Annotated in this window: 19 protein-coding genes; 7 read left to right on the forward strand and 12 right to left on the reverse strand. The window is 70.3% G+C overall.

Annotated features, from left to right (window positions below):
* Positions 1 to 48 precede the first annotated feature (48 nt).
* Positions 49 to 348: a putative quinol monooxygenase gene (locus YWW_RS32030; protein WP_051326127.1), complete on the forward strand. Its 300-nt coding sequence runs from the start codon at positions 49 to 51 to the stop codon at positions 346 to 348.
* 14 nt (positions 349 to 362) lie between these two features.
* Here YWW_RS32030 and YWW_RS0120950 read toward each other — a convergent pair whose 3' ends face one another.
* Positions 363 to 1,334: an NAD(P)/FAD-dependent oxidoreductase gene (locus YWW_RS0120950; protein ID WP_026931639.1), complete on the reverse strand. Its 972-nt coding sequence runs from the start codon at positions 1,332 to 1,334 to the stop codon at positions 363 to 365.
* An 86-nt stretch (positions 1,335 to 1,420) separates the two neighbouring features.
* On the opposite strand from YWW_RS0120950, the gene YWW_RS0120955 reads away from it, so the two are divergent.
* Both YWW_RS0120955 and YWW_RS0120960 read left to right on the forward strand, forming a co-directional pair.
* The gene (locus tag YWW_RS0120955) at positions 1,421 to 2,041 is read left to right on the forward strand and encodes a helix-turn-helix domain-containing protein (protein WP_026931640.1); all 621 of its coding nucleotides are present in this window, start codon (positions 1,421 to 1,423) and stop codon (positions 2,039 to 2,041) included.
* A 48-nt stretch (positions 2,042 to 2,089) separates the two neighbouring features.
* Complete coding sequence (locus YWW_RS0120960) at positions 2,090 to 2,818, forward strand: response regulator transcription factor (protein ID WP_051326128.1); 729 nt, start codon at positions 2,090 to 2,092, stop codon at positions 2,816 to 2,818.
* Here YWW_RS0120960 and YWW_RS0120965 read toward each other — a convergent pair.
* Positions 2,805 to 3,575, reverse strand: coding sequence for a polyphosphate polymerase domain-containing protein (locus YWW_RS0120965; RefSeq protein WP_026931642.1), 771 nt, complete (start codon positions 3,573 to 3,575; stop codon positions 2,805 to 2,807). The genes YWW_RS0120960 and YWW_RS0120965 overlap by 14 nt on opposite strands.
* A complete protein-coding gene (locus YWW_RS32035; protein ID WP_035699688.1) occupies positions 3,572 to 4,156 on the reverse strand; it encodes a DUF4956 domain-containing protein in 585 nt (194 codons plus the stop codon). The genes YWW_RS0120965 and YWW_RS32035 overlap by 4 nt, the downstream gene beginning before the upstream one ends.
* A 163-nt stretch (positions 4,157 to 4,319) precedes the next feature.
* Here YWW_RS32035 and YWW_RS0120975 point away from each other — a divergent pair, with 163 nt between their 5' ends.
* A complete protein-coding gene (locus YWW_RS0120975) occupies positions 4,320 to 5,903 on the forward strand; it encodes a CotH kinase family protein (protein WP_026931643.1) in 1,584 nt (527 codons plus the stop codon).
* Between the two features lie 203 nt (positions 5,904 to 6,106).
* Here YWW_RS0120975 and YWW_RS32040 read toward each other — a convergent pair whose 3' ends face one another.
* The gene (locus YWW_RS32040) at positions 6,107 to 7,186 is read right to left on the reverse strand and encodes a hypothetical protein (RefSeq protein WP_081687633.1); all 1,080 of its coding nucleotides are present in this window, start codon (positions 7,184 to 7,186) and stop codon (positions 6,107 to 6,109) included.
* A gap of 872 nt (positions 7,187 to 8,058) precedes the next feature.
* On the opposite strand from YWW_RS32040, the gene YWW_RS0120990 reads away from it, so the two are divergent.
* A complete protein-coding gene (locus tag YWW_RS0120990; protein WP_026931645.1) occupies positions 8,059 to 8,484 on the forward strand; it encodes a VOC family protein in 426 nt (141 codons plus the stop codon).
* 72 nt (positions 8,485 to 8,556) lie between these two features.
* On the opposite strand, the gene YWW_RS0120995 is transcribed toward YWW_RS0120990, so the two are convergent.
* The 5 genes from YWW_RS0120995 to YWW_RS32045 all read right to left on the reverse strand — a co-directional run bounded on the left by YWW_RS0120995 (position 8,557) and on the right by YWW_RS32045 (position 11,802).
* Positions 8,557 to 9,555, reverse strand: coding sequence for an ABC-2 transporter permease (locus YWW_RS0120995; RefSeq protein WP_026931646.1), 999 nt, complete (start codon positions 9,553 to 9,555; stop codon positions 8,557 to 8,559).
* Positions 9,552 to 10,454, reverse strand: coding sequence for an ABC transporter ATP-binding protein (locus YWW_RS0121000; RefSeq protein ID WP_035699686.1), 903 nt, complete (start codon positions 10,452 to 10,454; stop codon positions 9,552 to 9,554). Before YWW_RS0121000 ends, YWW_RS0120995 begins: the two co-directional genes overlap by 4 nt.
* Positions 10,451 to 10,840: a GntR family transcriptional regulator gene (locus tag YWW_RS37860; RefSeq protein ID WP_026931648.1), complete on the reverse strand. Its 390-nt coding sequence runs from the start codon at positions 10,838 to 10,840 to the stop codon at positions 10,451 to 10,453. The genes YWW_RS0121000 and YWW_RS37860 overlap by 4 nt, the downstream gene beginning before the upstream one ends.
* Positions 10,841 to 10,968: 128 nt before the next feature.
* Entirely contained in the window at positions 10,969 to 11,193 is a 225-nt protein-coding gene (locus YWW_RS0121010; protein ID WP_026931649.1) for a hypothetical protein, read from the reverse strand.
* Positions 11,194 to 11,205: 12 nt separating this feature from the next.
* Positions 11,206 to 11,802 carry a rhomboid family intramembrane serine protease gene (locus YWW_RS32045; protein ID WP_035699684.1) on the reverse strand — a complete coding sequence of 199 codons (597 nt, stop codon included), beginning with the start codon at positions 11,800 to 11,802 and terminating at the stop codon, positions 11,206 to 11,208.
* 137 nt (positions 11,803 to 11,939) lie between these two features.
* Between YWW_RS32045 and YWW_RS0121020 the strand changes: the two genes are divergently transcribed.
* Positions 11,940 to 12,602, forward strand: a complete 663-nt coding sequence (locus YWW_RS0121020; protein WP_026931650.1) for an NAD(P)-dependent oxidoreductase — start codon at positions 11,940 to 11,942, stop codon at positions 12,600 to 12,602.
* On the opposite strand, the gene YWW_RS0121025 is transcribed toward YWW_RS0121020, so the two are convergent.
* Positions 12,599 to 13,075 (reverse strand): MarR family winged helix-turn-helix transcriptional regulator, encoded by a 477-nt coding sequence (locus YWW_RS0121025; RefSeq protein WP_026931651.1) that lies wholly within the window; start codon positions 13,073 to 13,075, stop codon positions 12,599 to 12,601. The genes YWW_RS0121020 and YWW_RS0121025 overlap by 4 nt on opposite strands.
* Positions 13,076 to 13,216: 141 nt before the next feature.
* On the opposite strand from YWW_RS0121025, the gene YWW_RS0121030 reads away from it, so the two are divergent.
* Positions 13,217 to 13,648 carry an FKBP-type peptidyl-prolyl cis-trans isomerase gene (locus YWW_RS0121030; protein ID WP_245595480.1) on the forward strand — a complete coding sequence of 144 codons (432 nt, stop codon included), beginning with the start codon at positions 13,217 to 13,219 and terminating at the stop codon, positions 13,646 to 13,648.
* Positions 13,649 to 13,700: 52 nt separating this feature from the next.
* Here YWW_RS0121030 and YWW_RS0121035 read toward each other — a convergent pair whose 3' ends face one another.
* Entirely contained in the window at positions 13,701 to 13,988 is a 288-nt protein-coding gene (locus tag YWW_RS0121035) for a MoaD/ThiS family protein (protein WP_026931653.1), read from the reverse strand.
* A 2-nt stretch (positions 13,989 to 13,990) separates the two neighbouring features.
* A complete protein-coding gene (locus YWW_RS0121040) occupies positions 13,991 to 15,142 on the reverse strand; it encodes a WD40/YVTN/BNR-like repeat-containing protein (RefSeq protein WP_026931654.1) in 1,152 nt (383 codons plus the stop codon).
* Positions 15,143 to 15,178: the final 36 nt, after the last annotated feature.

The following is a 15,178-nucleotide window of genomic DNA, read 5'->3' on the forward strand; positions in this document are numbered from 1 at the left end:
CCCGCACCGGGCAAGCGGAAAACGACGGCCCGGGCGTAGCGTTGCGGCATGATCGTCGTCCACGTCTCCCTCTACAGCCGCCCCGAGCACCGCGCCTCGTTCGCCCGGGCGCTGCGGCGGTTGCAGGCCGCGACGCTCGAGCGGGACGCGGGGTGCCTGCGGTACGACTGCTCGGTCGACCTGGCCGATGCCGACCGGTTCACCTGCGTCGAGCAGTGGACCGACATGGACAGCGTCCGGGCCCACCTGGAGGCGCCCCATCACCTCGAGGCCGACGCGCTGCTCGACCGGTGGCGGGCCAGACCCGCCGAGGTGCGCCTCTTCACCGCCGAGCCGGCCGAGCTGTGAGCGCCGACGGCGCCTCAGGGCGCCAGGGCCCGGCGGCGCTCGGCGACGGCCCGGTCGGTCTCGGCCTCGATCAGGTCGAAGTTGATCATCGCCGCGGCCCGCACGCCCGACTCGGCCGCGCCGACGACCTGCGCCATCGGGTTCGCCACGTTCCCGGCCACCCACACACCCGGCACCGGCGTGGCGCCGGTCTGGTCGGACTCGATGTAGGTGCCGATCACGTGGCCTTCGCGCGTCATCTCGGTCGGCTTCAGCCCCAGGTCGGCCAGGACGGCGCCGGCGGCGGTGAACGTGGGAGCCACGGCCAGGGCCCGGCACGCCACCATCGAGCCGTCGGCCAAGGCGACGCCGACGAGCCGGTCGTCCTCGACGTCGAGGGCGGCCACCTCGCCGTCGACGACGGCGATGCCGCGCGCGGCCAGCCGCTCGGCGTCCTCGGCGCCGAACGGCGCCGCGGTGTGGCGCAGGACGGTCACCGTCTCGCTCCACTGCCGCCACAGCAGCGCCTGGTGAACGGCCATCGGACCGGTCGCCAGGACCGCGATCGGCTCGCCGCGGACCTCCCAGCCGTGGCAGTACGGGCAGTGCAGGGCGTCGCGGCCGAACCGCTCGGCCAGACCGGGCACCGGCGGCAGCTCGTCGACCAGCCCGGTGGTGACCAGGAGCCGGTCGGCGCTCACCCGCGTCCCGTCGGCGAGGGCCACGGTGAAGACCTCGCCGTCGCGTCCGATGCGGACGACCTCGCCGTCGCGGATCGCACCGCCGTAGCCGCGCACCTCCTCGCGGCCGACCGCGACGAGCTCGCCGGGGGGCATGCCGTCACGGGTCAGGTAGGAGTGGACGCCCTCGGCCCTGGCGTTGCGGGGACGCCCGGCGTCGATCACCAGGACGCGCCGCCTGGCCCGCGCGAGCACGACCGCGCCGCTCAGCCCGGCGGCGCCGCCGCCGACGACCACGACCTCGTAGTGCATGTCGGTCTGTTGCATGGTTCCTCCTCAATCGATGCACCACGATCATGGACTCCCGCCGACGCCGGTGGCAACTATCTTGCCGATATGGCAATAATTGGAGGATGGCACACGACGACTTCGCCGACGTCCTCACCGGCGTCGGACCGCGCCTCAAAGACCTGCGCCGCCGGCGGGGGACCACCCTGACGCAACTGGCCGAGCGCACCGGGATCTCCCTGAGCACGCTCTCGCGGCTCGAGTCGGGGCAGCGCAAACCCACCCTGGAGCTGCTGCTGCCCCTGGCCAAGGCCCACGGCGTGCAGCTCGACGACCTGGTCGGCGCGCCGACCACCGGCGATCCGCGCGTCCACCTGCGGCCGTTCAGCCGCTCGGGCCAGACCTTCGTCCCGCTCACCCGCCACCTGGGCGGCCTCCAGGCCTACAAGCAGATCCGCCCGCCCGACCACGACGTGCCCCAGCGCATCGAGCAGCGCGCCCACGAAGGCTACGAGTGGATCTACATGCTCTCAGGACGGCTGCGCCTGGCCCTGGGCCCGCACGACTTCCTCATCGGCCCCGGCGAGGCCGTCGAGTTCGACACGCGCGTGCCGCACGGCTTCGTCAACCCCGGGCCCGAACCGGCCGAGTTCATCAGCATCTTCGGCCCGCAGGGGGAGAAGATCCACGTCAAGGCCCGATCGACCGACCGCCGCGAGCAGGCGGGCGACGAGCGCACAACTTGACATAGAAGGGTGTAGATATATATGGAATGTCGGGTTTAAAATGTTCACGTGGAGTTCAACCTGAAGAAACCATGGCTGAGCGGCTCTGACTCCACCCTCACTAGGATCCTCACAGCCGACCCGGACCCCAACGTCCGAGGACTGATCAACCTGGCATGCCGACTCGAAGGCTGGCGCACCATCCCCGCAGGCGACGGCGCGACCGCACTGGCCCACCTCCGGGCACAGCGCCCCGACCTGCTCGTCACCGAACTGGCCATGCCCGACATCGACGGCATGGTCCTGCTCGGCCGGATCCGATCGGAGTTCCCCCGAACCCCCGTCCTGGTCCTCGCCGACGAAGACGGCACCCGAAGACGCATCGGATGCCTCGCCGCAGGCGCCGACGACTACGTCGCCAAACCGTTCAACCTCGAAGAGGTCATGCTGCGCCTCAAAAGCCTCCTGCGACGCAGCACCGCCCCACCCCAGACCGCCCCGCCCCGCCTCGTCGTCGGCGACCTCGAACTCGACGAGGAGGCCCGCGAAGTCAGCCGCAGGGGAGTGTCCATCGACCTGACCGACACCGAGTTCCGCCTCCTGCGCTACCTCATGCGCAACCCCCGCCGCGTCCTGAGCAAAAGCCAGATCCTCCACCAGGTCTGGAGCTACGACTTCCGCGGCCGGGCCAGCATCGTCGAGCTCTACATCTCCTACCTGCGCCGCAAGATCGGCCACCACGAAGCACCCCTGATCCACACCGTCCGCGGCGTCGGCTACGTCCTCAAACCCGAATGAGCGGACCCGGCTCCCAACCGAAATGCCGACGCAGCGTCCGATTCCACTTGTTCGCCGGCAGACCCGGACGCAGCAAGGCCATGCCCGTGCCGTACTTGCTCATCGCGCACGGCCGATACCCCGCCGCCCACAGACGCCGATCCAACGGCCCCGAACCGCGCGGACTCTTGACCTCGACCACCGCCAGATCCGGACGCAACGCCCCCGCACGGCCCTCGAAATCGGCGAACCGCAGACCGGTGTCACAGGTCAACCGCGCCCCGCTCGGCCGGTGCAGCACCGTGACACGCATATAACGCGTCACCAGCACCGGCCCGAGCTCCACGGCGGGCACCGGCACCTCACCGGCCCCCTCGATCCACACCAGCCCCTCGGCACTGAGCCGCCACCGGTCATCGAACGCGTAACCGAACCGGCGCTTGACCGTCACCGCACCGGACCGCGTCTTGATCTCCAGCATGCACGCACCCGAATCCAGATACGTGCGCGTGCGAACCTTGAACCGCCGCCGCCGCGACCGCGCCGTCCCCAGAAAACTCGGCAACTGCGGCGTGTCGAAATACACCGACTCATAGGCGAAACGCCGACACCGGTCGATCTCCAGCACCGCCAACTCACCGCCCGGATCCTCCAGCAGCCCACCCAGATCGTCCCGAGCGACCAGGTACTTGCGATCCACCCGCACCTGAAGCTCGGCGGCCTCCAGCAGCTCACCGAGCCCGACCGCCGGCAGCCACCGGTGCACCGACGCGCTCACCGCGCCAGCACCGGCGCCCGCACCGAAGCGGCCGCCACCCGGTAGGTGACCTCCACGGTCTGCGAATCGCGCACCAGATCGGTCTCCACCGTCTCGATCCGCACGATCGCCTCCGCGTCGAGCAGCTCGAACAGCCGCGCCTCCAACTCGGTGCGCGAATGGAACACCCGCTCCAGCACCACCCGCTCATGGCGCCACCGCCGATGCAGGAACGGCTGATCGATCACCGCCATCACCACCACCACGAGCAGACCCAGCAGCGGCCCCGTCCACGGCGAAGCGAGCGTCATACCGCACACCAGACCGATCGCCAGCGACGAGAAGTAATAGCACACATCGCCATGGCTGATCTCGGCAGACCGCAACCGGATGATCGACAAGACCCCGAACAGCCCGATCCCCACTCCCATGCCGACATCGGCGCCCAGCAACGCCGTCACCACCGCGTACACGCCCACATTCAAACCCACATAGGGGACCACCATGTGCCGCCGCCGATGGCGGCGGTAGTAGACCCCGAACACCAGCGCGCTGATGAGCAGCAGATCGGCGACCAGACCCGTCAATCCGAATTCGTCCATGCATCGAGTTATAAGGCCAGAACCTATGAGAATCGAATGAGCACACTATGCGGACCCTATGAGAAAGCAAACGTTTCCATAGGGTTTCCATAGCACCCGCTGCTACGGTACCGACCATTCACAAAGCACCGAACCCCCTTCCCCCGCCACGGAGGCACCACACATGCGACCCACCAGACGAACCCTCGCGGCCATCGCCACCGCCCTCACCCTCGCCGCAGGACTCGCCGCGACCACCACCGCCCGAGCCGACGAGACCACCCCGCAACAGACCGGCCTGTGGGACACCACCACCATCCACGACGTGCAATTCACCGTCGACCCCGACACCTACACCACCATGGTCCGGGAATACATCGACACCGGCGAGAAGCACTGGATCGAAGCCGACGTCACCATCGACGGCCGGACCTTCCCCCGATCCGGCGTCAAACTCAAAGGCCAATCGAGCCTGTTCGGCATCACCCCCGACACCGCGCCCACCACCCTCCCATGGCTCATCCGCCTCGACAAATACGTCGAACAGGACTTCGACGGCTACCAGCGCTTCGCCGTCCGCTCCAACTACACCGCCTCCTCACTCAACGAAGCCCTCTCCCTGCGCCTGCTCGAACAAGCCGGCCTTGCCACCACCAAAAGCTTCCCCACCGCATTCAGCGTCAACGGCGACACCGCCGAACTGCGACTGGTCGTCCAAGAACCCGACAAGACCTTCGACCACGAGCAATTCCCCGCCCCCGACGGCACCGAAGACGGCGGCACCCTCTACAAGAAACAATGGGACGTCGACTTCTCCTACCTCGGCGACGACCCCGAAGCCTACGACGGCGCCTGGGAACCCAAAGGCGGCGACGAAGACAACTGGCAGCCCCTGTTCGACTTCCTCGACTGGATGAACAACGCCACCGACGCCCAGTTCGCCGCCGAACTCGACACCAGAATCGACACCGACGCCTTCGCCGCATACCTCGCCGTCGAAGACCTCATCCTCAACTGGGACGACATCGACGGCCCCGGCCAGAACGGCTACTTCCGCTGGACCCCCTCCACCGGACGGATGACCATCGTCCCCTGGGACCACAACCTCGCCTTCGGCGTCTTCCCCGAACCGCCCCGACCCGGCACCGCCGAGCCGGGGGAGACGACCCCCCACAGCGACCTCGAAGCCGCCCAACGCACCACCTGGGGCTGCCCCTGCGTCGAACGCGCCCTGGCCGTACCGGCATTCCGCGACCTGTACGAGCAGACCTTCCACCAGCTCAAAACCGAACTGTACGACTCCGGCCTCGCCCAGACCGCCCTCGACGAACTCTCCGCACCACTGGCCCAGTCGAACCTGATCACCCCCGCCGAACTCGAACAAGACCGCGCCCGGATCCAAGCGGTGTTCACACAGGACATCCCCCCGCGCACCGAAGACCCCGGCGACCCCGACCGGCCCCCGACCGACCAAGGCTGCACCGCCCAGATCGCGACCGTCAGCCAATGGAGCTCAGGCTGGCAAGGCAACGTCAGCATCACCGCCCCGGACACCGACGTCAACGGCTGGACGCTCACCTGGACCTGGCCCGGCGGCCAAAGCCTGGCCAGCCACTGGAACGCCGAAGTGACCACCACAGGCACCACCGTCAACGCCACCGACATGGGCTGGAACGCCCACATCACCGCCGGCCAGACCCTCCAAGCCTGGGGCTTCGTCGGCTCCGGCACCCCCGCCACACCAGCGGTCACCTGCACCGCCGACTGAAACCCCCATCAACGCGGGCCCCGCACCCCCCGACCGGCGCGGGGCCCGCCCCATCAGACGGCGGGCTCACCGCACCAGCGGAACAGGCACTCCCGGCGACACCTACGTCACACGCCCGACCGTGACGCGAAGGGGGAGTAGCCACATCGATACAGCGTTCATGGGTCTCACCTCCTCAGACGACGTCACGGTCCGCCGCAGAACTACGCCGGCGCTTCGCCACGGCCGCGCTCCAGGCGGGCCTCGGCGGCCAGCGCCCGCCCACGCCACGCCTCCACCCCGCCCAGCGCCTCGGCGCGCTCTGCCTCAGCGGCCTCCAGGCGCGCGGCCAGCACCCGCTTGTCGGCCCGCAGCGACTCGGCCTCACCGGCCTTGCGCTCCAACGCCTCTCGCGCGGCGGCGGCCTCCTCGCCCGACCGCTCGGCGTCACGCCTGGCGACGGCCACCTCTGCCACGAGCGCCTCGACGCGACCGCGCTCGGCATCGCGCTCACGCATCAGGCCCGCGGCCCGCACATCGGCCCGCTCCAGCGCCTCCTCGGCGGCCCGGACCGCGGCAGCGGTTTCGGCGGCGACCTCATCGGCCCTGGAACGCGCCGCATCGGCCTCGCCGCTCGCCCGAACGGCAACGGCCTCGGCCGCGGCCTGCGCATCGAGTGCCCGGTCCCGCTCGGCCCGGGCCGCATCGGCCTCGCCCTGCGCGGCCTCGGCGTCGGCCAGTGCCGCCTGCCGGCCCGCCACCGCCGCTCGGGCCGCTTCCTGCGCCGCCGCGGCCGCCGCGTCGGCGTCCTCGGCTGCTTTGCGGGCCTCCAGGCGCGCCTCGACCGCCGCGTTCGCGCGCTCCTGGGCCGCCCGAGCGGTCTCGGCGCCCCGCTCGGCCTCGGCTCTGGCGGCGGCGAGTTCCTCGCCGAGCGTGGCGGCTCGGCCGGCGGCCTCGTCCCGCTCGGCTCTGGCGGCGGCGACTGCGGCGGCGGCCTCGGATCGGACCTCGGCGAGCCTGGCCTCGACCTCGGCCGGGTCGGTTTCGGCGCGCAGCGCCTCGGCCAGGGGTGCGAGCGCGCCGGCCATGGACTGCTCGATCTGCTCGTAGAGTTCCTCGGCCCGCGCCAGGGCGCCTTCGAGACCGGGGGTGGAGCGGCGCAGTTCCCGCTGCCGTTTGGCCTGAGTGGCGCAGTCGCCCTCGGCGCAGTACAGGCGCGGCCGCCCGCGCCCGCCGGCCTGCGGGATGGGCTTGCCGCAGCGCTTGCACAAGGTGGCCGTCTTCGTTGGCGGTGTTTTCGTCATGCCATACCCTAGCATTATTAATTTCCGTTTTTTAAAAACAAAAACTATAAAAACAAGCGTGTCCCGACCCGACATATAACTCACGAGAAGAGCCGTTCCCGCAAGTTATATACTGGAGAGCCCTGCCCACGGGGGTCCCGCGTCCCGCGAGTGTCGAGATCGGCCGCCGTCGCCGATGCGCGGGCCGCGCGGCCGCCGGTGTCCGGTCTTCGGCGAGGTCGGCGCCTGGGTCGCAGCTGCGGCGGGTGCGCCCGGCGTTGACCGGTGGGCGGGCCTCGGCGACGGGCTCGGTGAGGGGCCGGATAGCTTGGCCGGCATGTCATCACTCTCTGCGGTTCCGAACTGGCCGGCCACGATCACCACCGCCCGGCTCACCCTTCGCCCGGCGCACGAAGACGACATCGAGGTCTACCGGGCACTCTGGACCGACCCCGGTGTCCGCCGCTTCCTGGGCGGGCCGGTCGAAGGCGAACGCCTCACTGCTTACGAGCAGGGCTACACCCGCCAGCCCTGCGTCTTCAGCGTCGTTGCCGACGTTCGGAGGACCCGAGCATCATCGCGGTCACTCAGGAAGCCAACACCCGCTCCCGCCGTCTGCTCGAGACGGTCGGCATGGACCGGTTCGACGGCTTCGTCGAGTTCGGGGCGCCCCAGGCGGCGTATGCGATGAGCCGGGGTGAGGGCTCGGCCGCGTCCTGAACACCGTCTCATGGCCGCCGGGCCGTCACGGCTCCTCCGGTGTGCGCCGAGTCCGATCGGATCGTTCGATGCCGCTCCCCCGGCGGGCGTCTTGCGCCGTTCGGCTGCCGGTGGCGCCGGTCGCTGCCACGATGGCCTGGTAGGTACACCGATCCTCATGTAAGGAGCATGCGATGGCGTCGGTTCTCAACCCGTATCTGACCTTCGACGGGAACGCGCGGGAGGCGATGGAGTTCTACCGCGATGCGCTGGGCGGTGAGTTGACGCTCAACACGTACGGCGAGATGGGCGACCAGGGTCCGGCCAAGGACAAGATCATGCACGCCGGTCTGCGGACCAGGGCCGGGTTCACGCTCATGGGCGCCGACACGGCGCCGGGCATGGAGTACACGCCGGGGCAGAACATCTCGATCAGTATCAGCGGGGAGGTCGAGGACGCCGCGGAGCTGCACCGGTACTGGGAGCGGCTCTCGGAGTCGGCGACGGTGACGGTGCCGCTGGAGAAGCAGATGTGGGGTGACGAGTTCGGGGCGTGCGTCGACCGGTACGGCATCAGTTGGATGGTCGACATCGCCACTGAGGATTCGCAGCAGTCCTGACTCCCCCGCCGGGTCGTTTCCGCGGTGCACGCGGGCGCGGCGGCAAAACCGCCGCCGCGCCCGCGTGCCTGCTCAGTTGAGGCCGCGGGGGATCTTCCAGAACGCGACGCCGATCAGGATCGCGGTCAAGGCGAGGGCGAGGCCCAGTTCGATCCATTGGAACGTCCAGTACCGGTCGCCCGGCTGGTATTCGATGGTGAACTGGGCTCCCATGGATGTCAGGCATTCGTCGGGCATGGTGGTGCCGTCGGACTCGCATGCGCTCAGCTGCTCGTGGCTGATGGTGTTGCCTTCGCCGTCGACGACTTCGGCGGCGTCGGTGAGGACCCAGGCGCCCGGGACGGTGTATCCCTGGACGGTTCCGCCGTCCGGTCCGAAGCCGAGCATGTCGATGCGGCCTGCTTCGCGGGCCTCGGCGACGGTGACGGTGTCGGTTTCCGGTTCGAACATGTTGGGGCGCACCATGTTTGCCATGAGCACTTGGAAGGCGATGAGGGCGACCAGGGTGATCGCCATGGCGGCGAGCGTGCGGCGGGTGAGCAGGCCGACGGTGAGGCCGACGACGAATGCCAGGGCGGCGTAGCCGAGGGGGGCGAGGTTGCGCGCGGCGAAGGTCAGCGGGGTGAAGCGGTCGTCGACGAAGGTGTCGTAGGGGTGGGCGGCCCAGGTGAGCATGAGGCTGAGGGCGCCGACGGTGATGACGCTTGCTCCCCCGCCGACGGCGAGTTTGATCGTGAGCCAGCGTCTGCGGGTGACGGACTGGTTCCACACCAGGCGGTGGGTGCCGGTCTCGAGTTCGCGGGTGATCATGGGGGCGCCCCAGAAGGCGCCGATGAGGGCGGGGACGGCGATGAGGAAGCCGCCGAGGAGCATGAGGGTGAGGCCGAACTGGTCGGCGATGAGTTGGCGGGCCGCGCCTTCGTCGCAGGCGCTGGTGCAGTCGGTGACGTTGCGGTCGTAGACGGTGCGGATGGTGGTTCCGAGGACGGCGAGGTAGATCGCGGTGGCCGCGATCGCGGCGGCGCCGATGAGCGATTGGATTCGGAATTGGCGCAGGGTCAGCCAGATCATCGGGTCGCCTCCACGGGGGTTGTGGTCTCGCCGGTGATGCGGCCGGCTCGGTGCAGGTAGGTGAGGACCATGTCCTCGAGGTCGAGGTTCGGTGTCTCGCGCAGTGCTCGGGGGGTGTCGGGTCCGGTGTTGCGGACGATGAGGGTGGTCTGTCGTTCGGTGTGGTCGGCGCTGATGACTTCGACTCCGGCGGGGAGGTCGGGGAGGTCGCCGCGGGGGCCGACGAGGCGGTGGTGGCCTGCGATGAGGGTTTCGGTGTCGCCTGCTATCTGGACGCGGGATTCGGCCAGGACGATGAGGTGGTCGCAGACGCGTTCGACGTCGGAGAGCAGGTGGGAGGAGAGGATGACCGAGACGTCGAGGTCAGCGACGAATTCCATGAGGTTCTGGAGGAAGGCGCGTCTGGCGAGGGGGTCGAGGGCGGCGACGGGTTCGTCGAAGATGAGCAGTTCGGGTCGTTTGGCGGCGGCGATGGTGAGGGCGAGTTGGGCTTTCTGGCCGCCGGAGAGGCGTCCGGCTTTCTTGGTGGGGTCGAGGCCGATCTGTCTGATGCGGTCCGCGGCGAGGCGGGCGTCCCAGTGGGGGTTGAGGCGGCGGCCCATGCGGAGGTGTTCGTCGACGGTGAGGGCGGCGTAGACGGGGGTGTCTTGGGCGACGAAGCCGACGCGGGCGAGTTGGGCGGCGTCGGCGGCCGGTGGTGATCCGAGGACTTCGATGGTGCCGCTGGTGGGTCGGATGAGTCCGGAGGTGAGTGCGAGGAGGGTGCTTTTGCCGGCGCCGTTGGGGCCGACGAGGCCGACGATGCTGCCGGTGGGGAGGGTGAGGGTGACGTCGGTCAGGGCGGTGTGGTGGCCGTAGCGTTTGGTGAGTGCTTTGGTGTGCAGGATCGGTGGGTTCATGGTTTCCCCTGGTGTGTCTTTCTGAGGGTGGTGGTGATGAGCGCTTGGATGGCGTCGTGGTCGAGTCCGGCGGCTTCGGCTTTGGCGATCCAGTGTTCGAGTTCGGTGCGCAGGGCTTGGTGTGCGCTCAGTGAGTCGTCGGCGAGGGTGGCGGTGATGAAGGTGCCGCGGCCGGGCTTGGGTGCGACGAGTCCTTGGCGTTCGAGTTCGCGGTAGGCCTTGAGGACGGTGTTGGGGTTGATGGCGATCTTGGCGACGACGTGTTTGACGGTGGGGAGCTGGTCCCCCACTTTGAGCATGCCGAGGCGCAGGGCTTGTTGGACTTGTTGGACCAGTTGCATGTAGGGGGCGACGCCGGATTTCGGGTCGAGGTGGAAGTCGATCATGCCTCCTATTCTACTATTGAACTATGATGTTAGCACTATAGTGGTGTGGAGGTGGGGTCGTCGGCCGGGGGCGGCGGGCATGGGAAGAGCCCGGCTCGCACAGGCCGGGCTCTGGTGGTGTCGCTCCCCTATCGGCGCTGGTTGCGGGGGTGGTGTTTGGCGGTGCGTTCGTTGCCGAGTTTGTAGGAGCCGGTCCAGCGGGCCATGATCTGCTGTGGGTCGCCGGTGGCGATCTCGGCGAGGAACTTGGCGGCTCTGGCGCCGCGGAGGGTGGCGGCGGCTTTGCCGCGGTGGACGATGACGACGGTGCCGTCGCCGCGCTGGCGGTAGGAGAATCCCGAGGGCGGGGCCATGGTGCCGCTCCCCTATCCGAGGGGTGTGGTGGTCGTGGGGCGGCGGGCGAGGGCGAAGGCGGTGGCGAGGCCGCCGAGGAAGCCGAACAGGTGGGCCTGCCAGGAGATGTGAGGTTGGGAGGGGAAGACGCCCCAGATCATGGAGCCGTAGACGAGGATGAGCAGGACGCCGATGGCGATGTCGCCGAAGCGGCGGACGAACAGGCCGCGGCCGAGGAGGTAGCCGAACAGGCCGAAGACGAGGCCGGAGGCGCCGACGGTGACCGAGCCGGCCGGTGAGGTGAGCCAGACGCCGAGGCCGGAGACGACGGTGATGGCGGCCAGGGCGATCCAGCAGGCGCGCCAGTCGCGCAGGGCGGCGATGGTGCCCATGACGGCCAGGGGCACCATGTTGGAGATCAGGTGGCCGGCGCCGGCGTGGAGGAAGGGTGCGGCGACCAGGCCGGGGACGAGGCCGTCGAGGCTGCGGGGGGTGATGCCCCAGTCGGTGAGGGCGCCGGGGGTGGTCCAGTCGGCGAGCAGGAGCAGCCACATGGCGGCGATGAGGGCGCCCCACAGGGTCAGGGCTCGTCTGAGGGGGTGGATCGGTCGGGCCTGGGGGGCGGTCATGGCGCTCCTCGGTCGGCGGGTGGTCGGCTGTTGTGTAGCGTAGCGGCGCCGTGCCCGCGGTGGCGAGGGCGGCGATGCGGCGGGTGTGCGAACCGCAGATATTATGGTTCTCGTAATATTTGTGGTTGGGAGGCCTCATGCGACTCGTCATCATCGCCGCGACCGGTGCGACCGGCCGTCATGTCCTCGATCAGGCGCTCGACGCCGGGCACGAGGTGACCGCTCTGGTGCGCAGCCCCGGCGCCCTCGCCGCCGAGGTCAAGGCCGTCCGGGTCGACTTCGCCGATCCGGATCCGGTGGCGCTCGCCGAGGCCGTGCGCGGCGCCGACGCGGTCGTCTCGGCGCTGGGCGCCACCTCGAAGGCCGAGGCCGGGATCGCCGAGGCCGGCACGCGGGCCCTCGTCGAGGCCATGCGAGCGGGCGAGGTCCGGCGCCTGGTCGTGCTCAGTGCCGCCCCGATCGGGACCGTCCCGACCGCGGCCAGGCCCGACAAGCCGCGGCACGAGCCGGGCGAGGGGTGGTTCATGCGCCGCGTCTCGGGGGTGCTCAAACGCGTCCTGCGTGAGCACTATGCCGACCTGGCGGCCATGGAGGACGTGGTGCGCGACAGCGGTCTGGACTGGACGATCGTGCGTCCGCCGCGGCTGACCGACAAGCCGGCCGCGGGCCGCTACCGCACCGCCGTCGACGGCCTGCCGCGGGGCGGGTGGCGGATCGCCAGGGCCGATCTGGGGCACGCGATGCTGCGCGCGGCCACCTCGCCGGTGCCGAGTCGGCAGGTGTTGGGCGTGGCGGATTAGCGGTCGGCGACTTCGGCGGTGGTGGCCCGGCCCGCTTCGGTGGCGCGGCGCAGGAAGTCGGCGACGGTGGCCAGTTCGGTGTCGGTGAAGTCGGCGCAGATCTCGCCGAGTCTGGTGATCATCGGCCCGTACAGGGCGAGGATCTCTTCGTCGCCGCGGCCGGGGACGGCCTGCACGTGCACGGCCCGCCGGTCGCTGGGGACGCGTTCGCGGCGGACCCGTCCGGCGCGTTCGAGCCGGTCGAGGACGCCGGTCGTGGTCGCGGGGTGGAGTCCGGCCTGGCGGGCCAGTGTGCCGGGGGTGAGCGGGCCTTCGCGGCTGATGATGTCGAGGCAGTCCAGGTCGACGTCCTGGAGGCCGAGCAGTCCGGCGATCTGGTGGTTGAGCAGGGACAGCTGCACGGTCAGTTCGCGGAGCCGGTCGGTCACCTCGCCGGCCACTGCCGGGGCCTGGGGTGTCTCGCCTGGGGTCATCGTCCTGCTCTCTGTGTGGTCGGGCCCGGTCCAGGATAGGTCACGGCCGCGTCGATCGGGTGCGGTGGCGGGCCGGGTGGTAGGTTCCCTCGGTGGCGGCGGGGGGAAGGCCTCGGTGCCGGGAGTGACAAGGAGTCTGGTGTGGTGGAGATCAGTGCGGGCTGCGAAGTCGAGGTGTCGGCCGATACGGCGGCCAAGCCGGTGGTGGAGGTGCCCGACTGCGCGCCGCCGAGCGATCTGGTGACCGCCGAGATCGTCGCCGGCGCGGGCGGCGGGGCCGCGGCCGGAGACGCGGTGTCGGTGCGGTACGCGGGGTTCAACTGGTCGACCGGGGCGCAGTTCGACGCGTCGTGGGACCGGGGCGCGGCGCCGTTCGACGTCTCGCCGCTGGGGTCGGCGCCGGTGATCCAGGGCTGGAACGACGGCCTGGTGGGCGCGAAGGTCGGTGAGCGGCGGCTGATCGTGATCCCGCCGGGGCTCGGGTACGGTGCGGCCGGCGCCGGGGGCGTCATCGGTCCGAACGAGACGCTCGTGTTCGTCGTCGATGTGGTCGCGATCAACGGGCGGTCCTAGCGACGAGGCGGTTCGGACAGGGGCGTCCCGCCGGGGCGCCCCCATCCGGTGTTCAGGCGCCCCCGGCGATGGAGGGCAGGATCTGGACGCTCTGGCCGGGACCGATGGCGGCGTCCAGGCCCCCGAGTCCGCGGCATTCCTCGTCGCCGATGTAGACGTTGACGAAGCGGCGGATCTGCCCTGCCTCGTCTCGCAGCCGCCGGGCCAGGCGCGGGTGGGCCTGGCCGAGGCGGTCGAGGACCGCGGCGAGGTCGGCGCCGTCGGCGACGGTGACGGTCAGGTGGCGGGCCCCGCCGCATTCGCTGGCGAGCGCGGCGGGGATCTTGACGTCGACGTCCATGGTCAGCGGGTCTCCATGGCCCTGACGCACAGCACGTCGGGCAGGTGGGCGGCGACGGGATGCCACTGGCCGTCGGAGTCGGCCGCGGCCCACACGTCGCCGCAGCGGGTGCCGAAGTACCAGGCCGGGTCGGCGGTGCCGTCGTGGCAGGCGGCGTCGCGCAGCACGATCCCGAAGTAGTCCTCCTCGGGCAGGCCCCTCCCCCACGGCCGCCAGGTGTCGCCGGCGTCGTCGGTGCGCCAGGCGCGGATGCGGTGGTCGGGCGGGAAGCGGTCCATGGCCTCGGAGACGGGGTAGGCCATGGCGACGCCGGGCCGGGCCGGGTGGGCGGTGATGTGGAAGCCGAAGTTCGACGGCAGCTGCGCGGAGATGTTCGTCCATCCCGAGGCGGGGTCGGTGCTGCGGTAGGCGGGGCCGTGGCTTTGGACGAAGAAGGCGCCTTCGGCGTCGCGGGCGACTTTGTGGATGCATTGGCCCGAGGCCGGTTCGGGGTCGGGCCCGTAGTCGACGGTGATGCCTTGGGTGACGCCGTTCCAGGTGCGGCCGTCGTCGCGGCTCTGGTAGATGCCGCCGGCGGACATGGCGATGGTGAGCGTCTGGGGATCGTCGGGGTCGGGGACGATGGTGTGGACGGCCGCGCCGCCGCCGCCGGGGCCCCAGGTGTCGTGGTCGGGGTGTTCCCATAGGGCGCGGTTGAAGGTGAAGGTCTGGCCGCCGTCGTCGCTTCGCCACAGCGAGGTCGGTTCGACCCCGGCCCAGACGCGGCCGTCTTGGGGCCCGAAGGCGAGCTGCCAGATGCGTTTGACGGTGTTCGTGCGGTCGGAGTCGGGTTGGTCGACGCCGGGCGCTTCGGAGGAGAAGTCCAGGGGCCGGTAGGGCAGGTCCTGGGGGAAGGCCAGCGGGGCGGCCTCGGGTTCGTGCCAGGTGGCGGCGAGGTCGTCCGAGCGCCAGATGCTGGGCCCGAAGTGCGGTGATTCGGCGCCGACGAGGATGCGGCCCGAGGCGGGGTCGCAGGCGAGGGCGTAGATCTCGGAGACGGCGGTGAAGCCGTCGGCGTCGAGGGCGTGCGGGCCTTTGAGGACCCAGCTGCGCCGGTCGTCGCTGGTGGCGGTGAACAGGCCTTTCTTGGTGCCTATGAGGGCGAGGTATCCCATGGTCCTGGCCTCCTTGCCGGGAATGCGGACAGTGTC

Origin of the sequence: Glycomyces tenuis DSM 44171 (assembly GCF_000427885.1) — a bacterium.
GTDB classification, from domain to species: domain Bacteria; phylum Actinomycetota; class Actinomycetes; order Mycobacteriales; family Micromonosporaceae; genus Glycomyces; species Glycomyces tenuis.

Excerpts from the sequence above, each read along its gene's own strand:
- YWW_RS32030 (WP_051326127.1), top strand. The coding sequence starts at position 49 with ATGATCGTCGTCCACGTCTCCCTCTACAGCCGCCCCGAGCACCGCGCC.
- YWW_RS0120950 (WP_026931639.1), bottom strand. The coding sequence starts at position 1,334 with ATGCAACAGACCGACATGCACTACGAGGTCGTGGTCGTCGGCGGCGGC.
- YWW_RS0120955 (WP_026931640.1), top strand. The coding sequence starts at position 1,421 with ATGGCACACGACGACTTCGCCGACGTCCTCACCGGCGTCGGACCGCGC.
- YWW_RS32035 (WP_035699688.1), bottom strand. The coding sequence starts at position 4,156 with ATGGACGAATTCGGATTGACGGGTCTGGTCGCCGATCTGCTGCTCATC.
- YWW_RS0120975 (WP_026931643.1), top strand. The coding sequence starts at position 4,320 with ATGCGACCCACCAGACGAACCCTCGCGGCCATCGCCACCGCCCTCACC.
- YWW_RS32040 (WP_081687633.1), bottom strand. The coding sequence starts at position 7,186 with ATGACGAAAACACCGCCAACGAAGACGGCCACCTTGTGCAAGCGCTGC.
- YWW_RS0120990 (WP_026931645.1), top strand. The coding sequence starts at position 8,059 with ATGGCGTCGGTTCTCAACCCGTATCTGACCTTCGACGGGAACGCGCGG.
- YWW_RS0120995 (WP_026931646.1), bottom strand. The coding sequence starts at position 9,555 with ATGATCTGGCTGACCCTGCGCCAATTCCGAATCCAATCGCTCATCGGC.
- YWW_RS0121000 (WP_035699686.1), bottom strand. The coding sequence starts at position 10,454 with ATGAACCCACCGATCCTGCACACCAAAGCACTCACCAAACGCTACGGC.
- YWW_RS37860 (WP_026931648.1), bottom strand. The coding sequence starts at position 10,840 with ATGATCGACTTCCACCTCGACCCGAAATCCGGCGTCGCCCCCTACATG.
- YWW_RS0121010 (WP_026931649.1), bottom strand. The coding sequence starts at position 11,193 with ATGGCCCCGCCCTCGGGATTCTCCTACCGCCAGCGCGGCGACGGCACC.
- YWW_RS32045 (WP_035699684.1), bottom strand. The coding sequence starts at position 11,802 with ATGACCGCCCCCCAGGCCCGACCGATCCACCCCCTCAGACGAGCCCTG.
- YWW_RS0121020 (WP_026931650.1), top strand. The coding sequence starts at position 11,940 with ATGCGACTCGTCATCATCGCCGCGACCGGTGCGACCGGCCGTCATGTC.
- YWW_RS0121025 (WP_026931651.1), bottom strand. The coding sequence starts at position 13,075 with ATGACCCCAGGCGAGACACCCCAGGCCCCGGCAGTGGCCGGCGAGGTG.
- YWW_RS0121035 (WP_026931653.1), bottom strand. The coding sequence starts at position 13,988 with ATGGACGTCGACGTCAAGATCCCCGCCGCGCTCGCCAGCGAATGCGGC.
- YWW_RS0121040 (WP_026931654.1), bottom strand. The coding sequence starts at position 15,142 with ATGGGATACCTCGCCCTCATAGGCACCAAGAAAGGCCTGTTCACCGCC.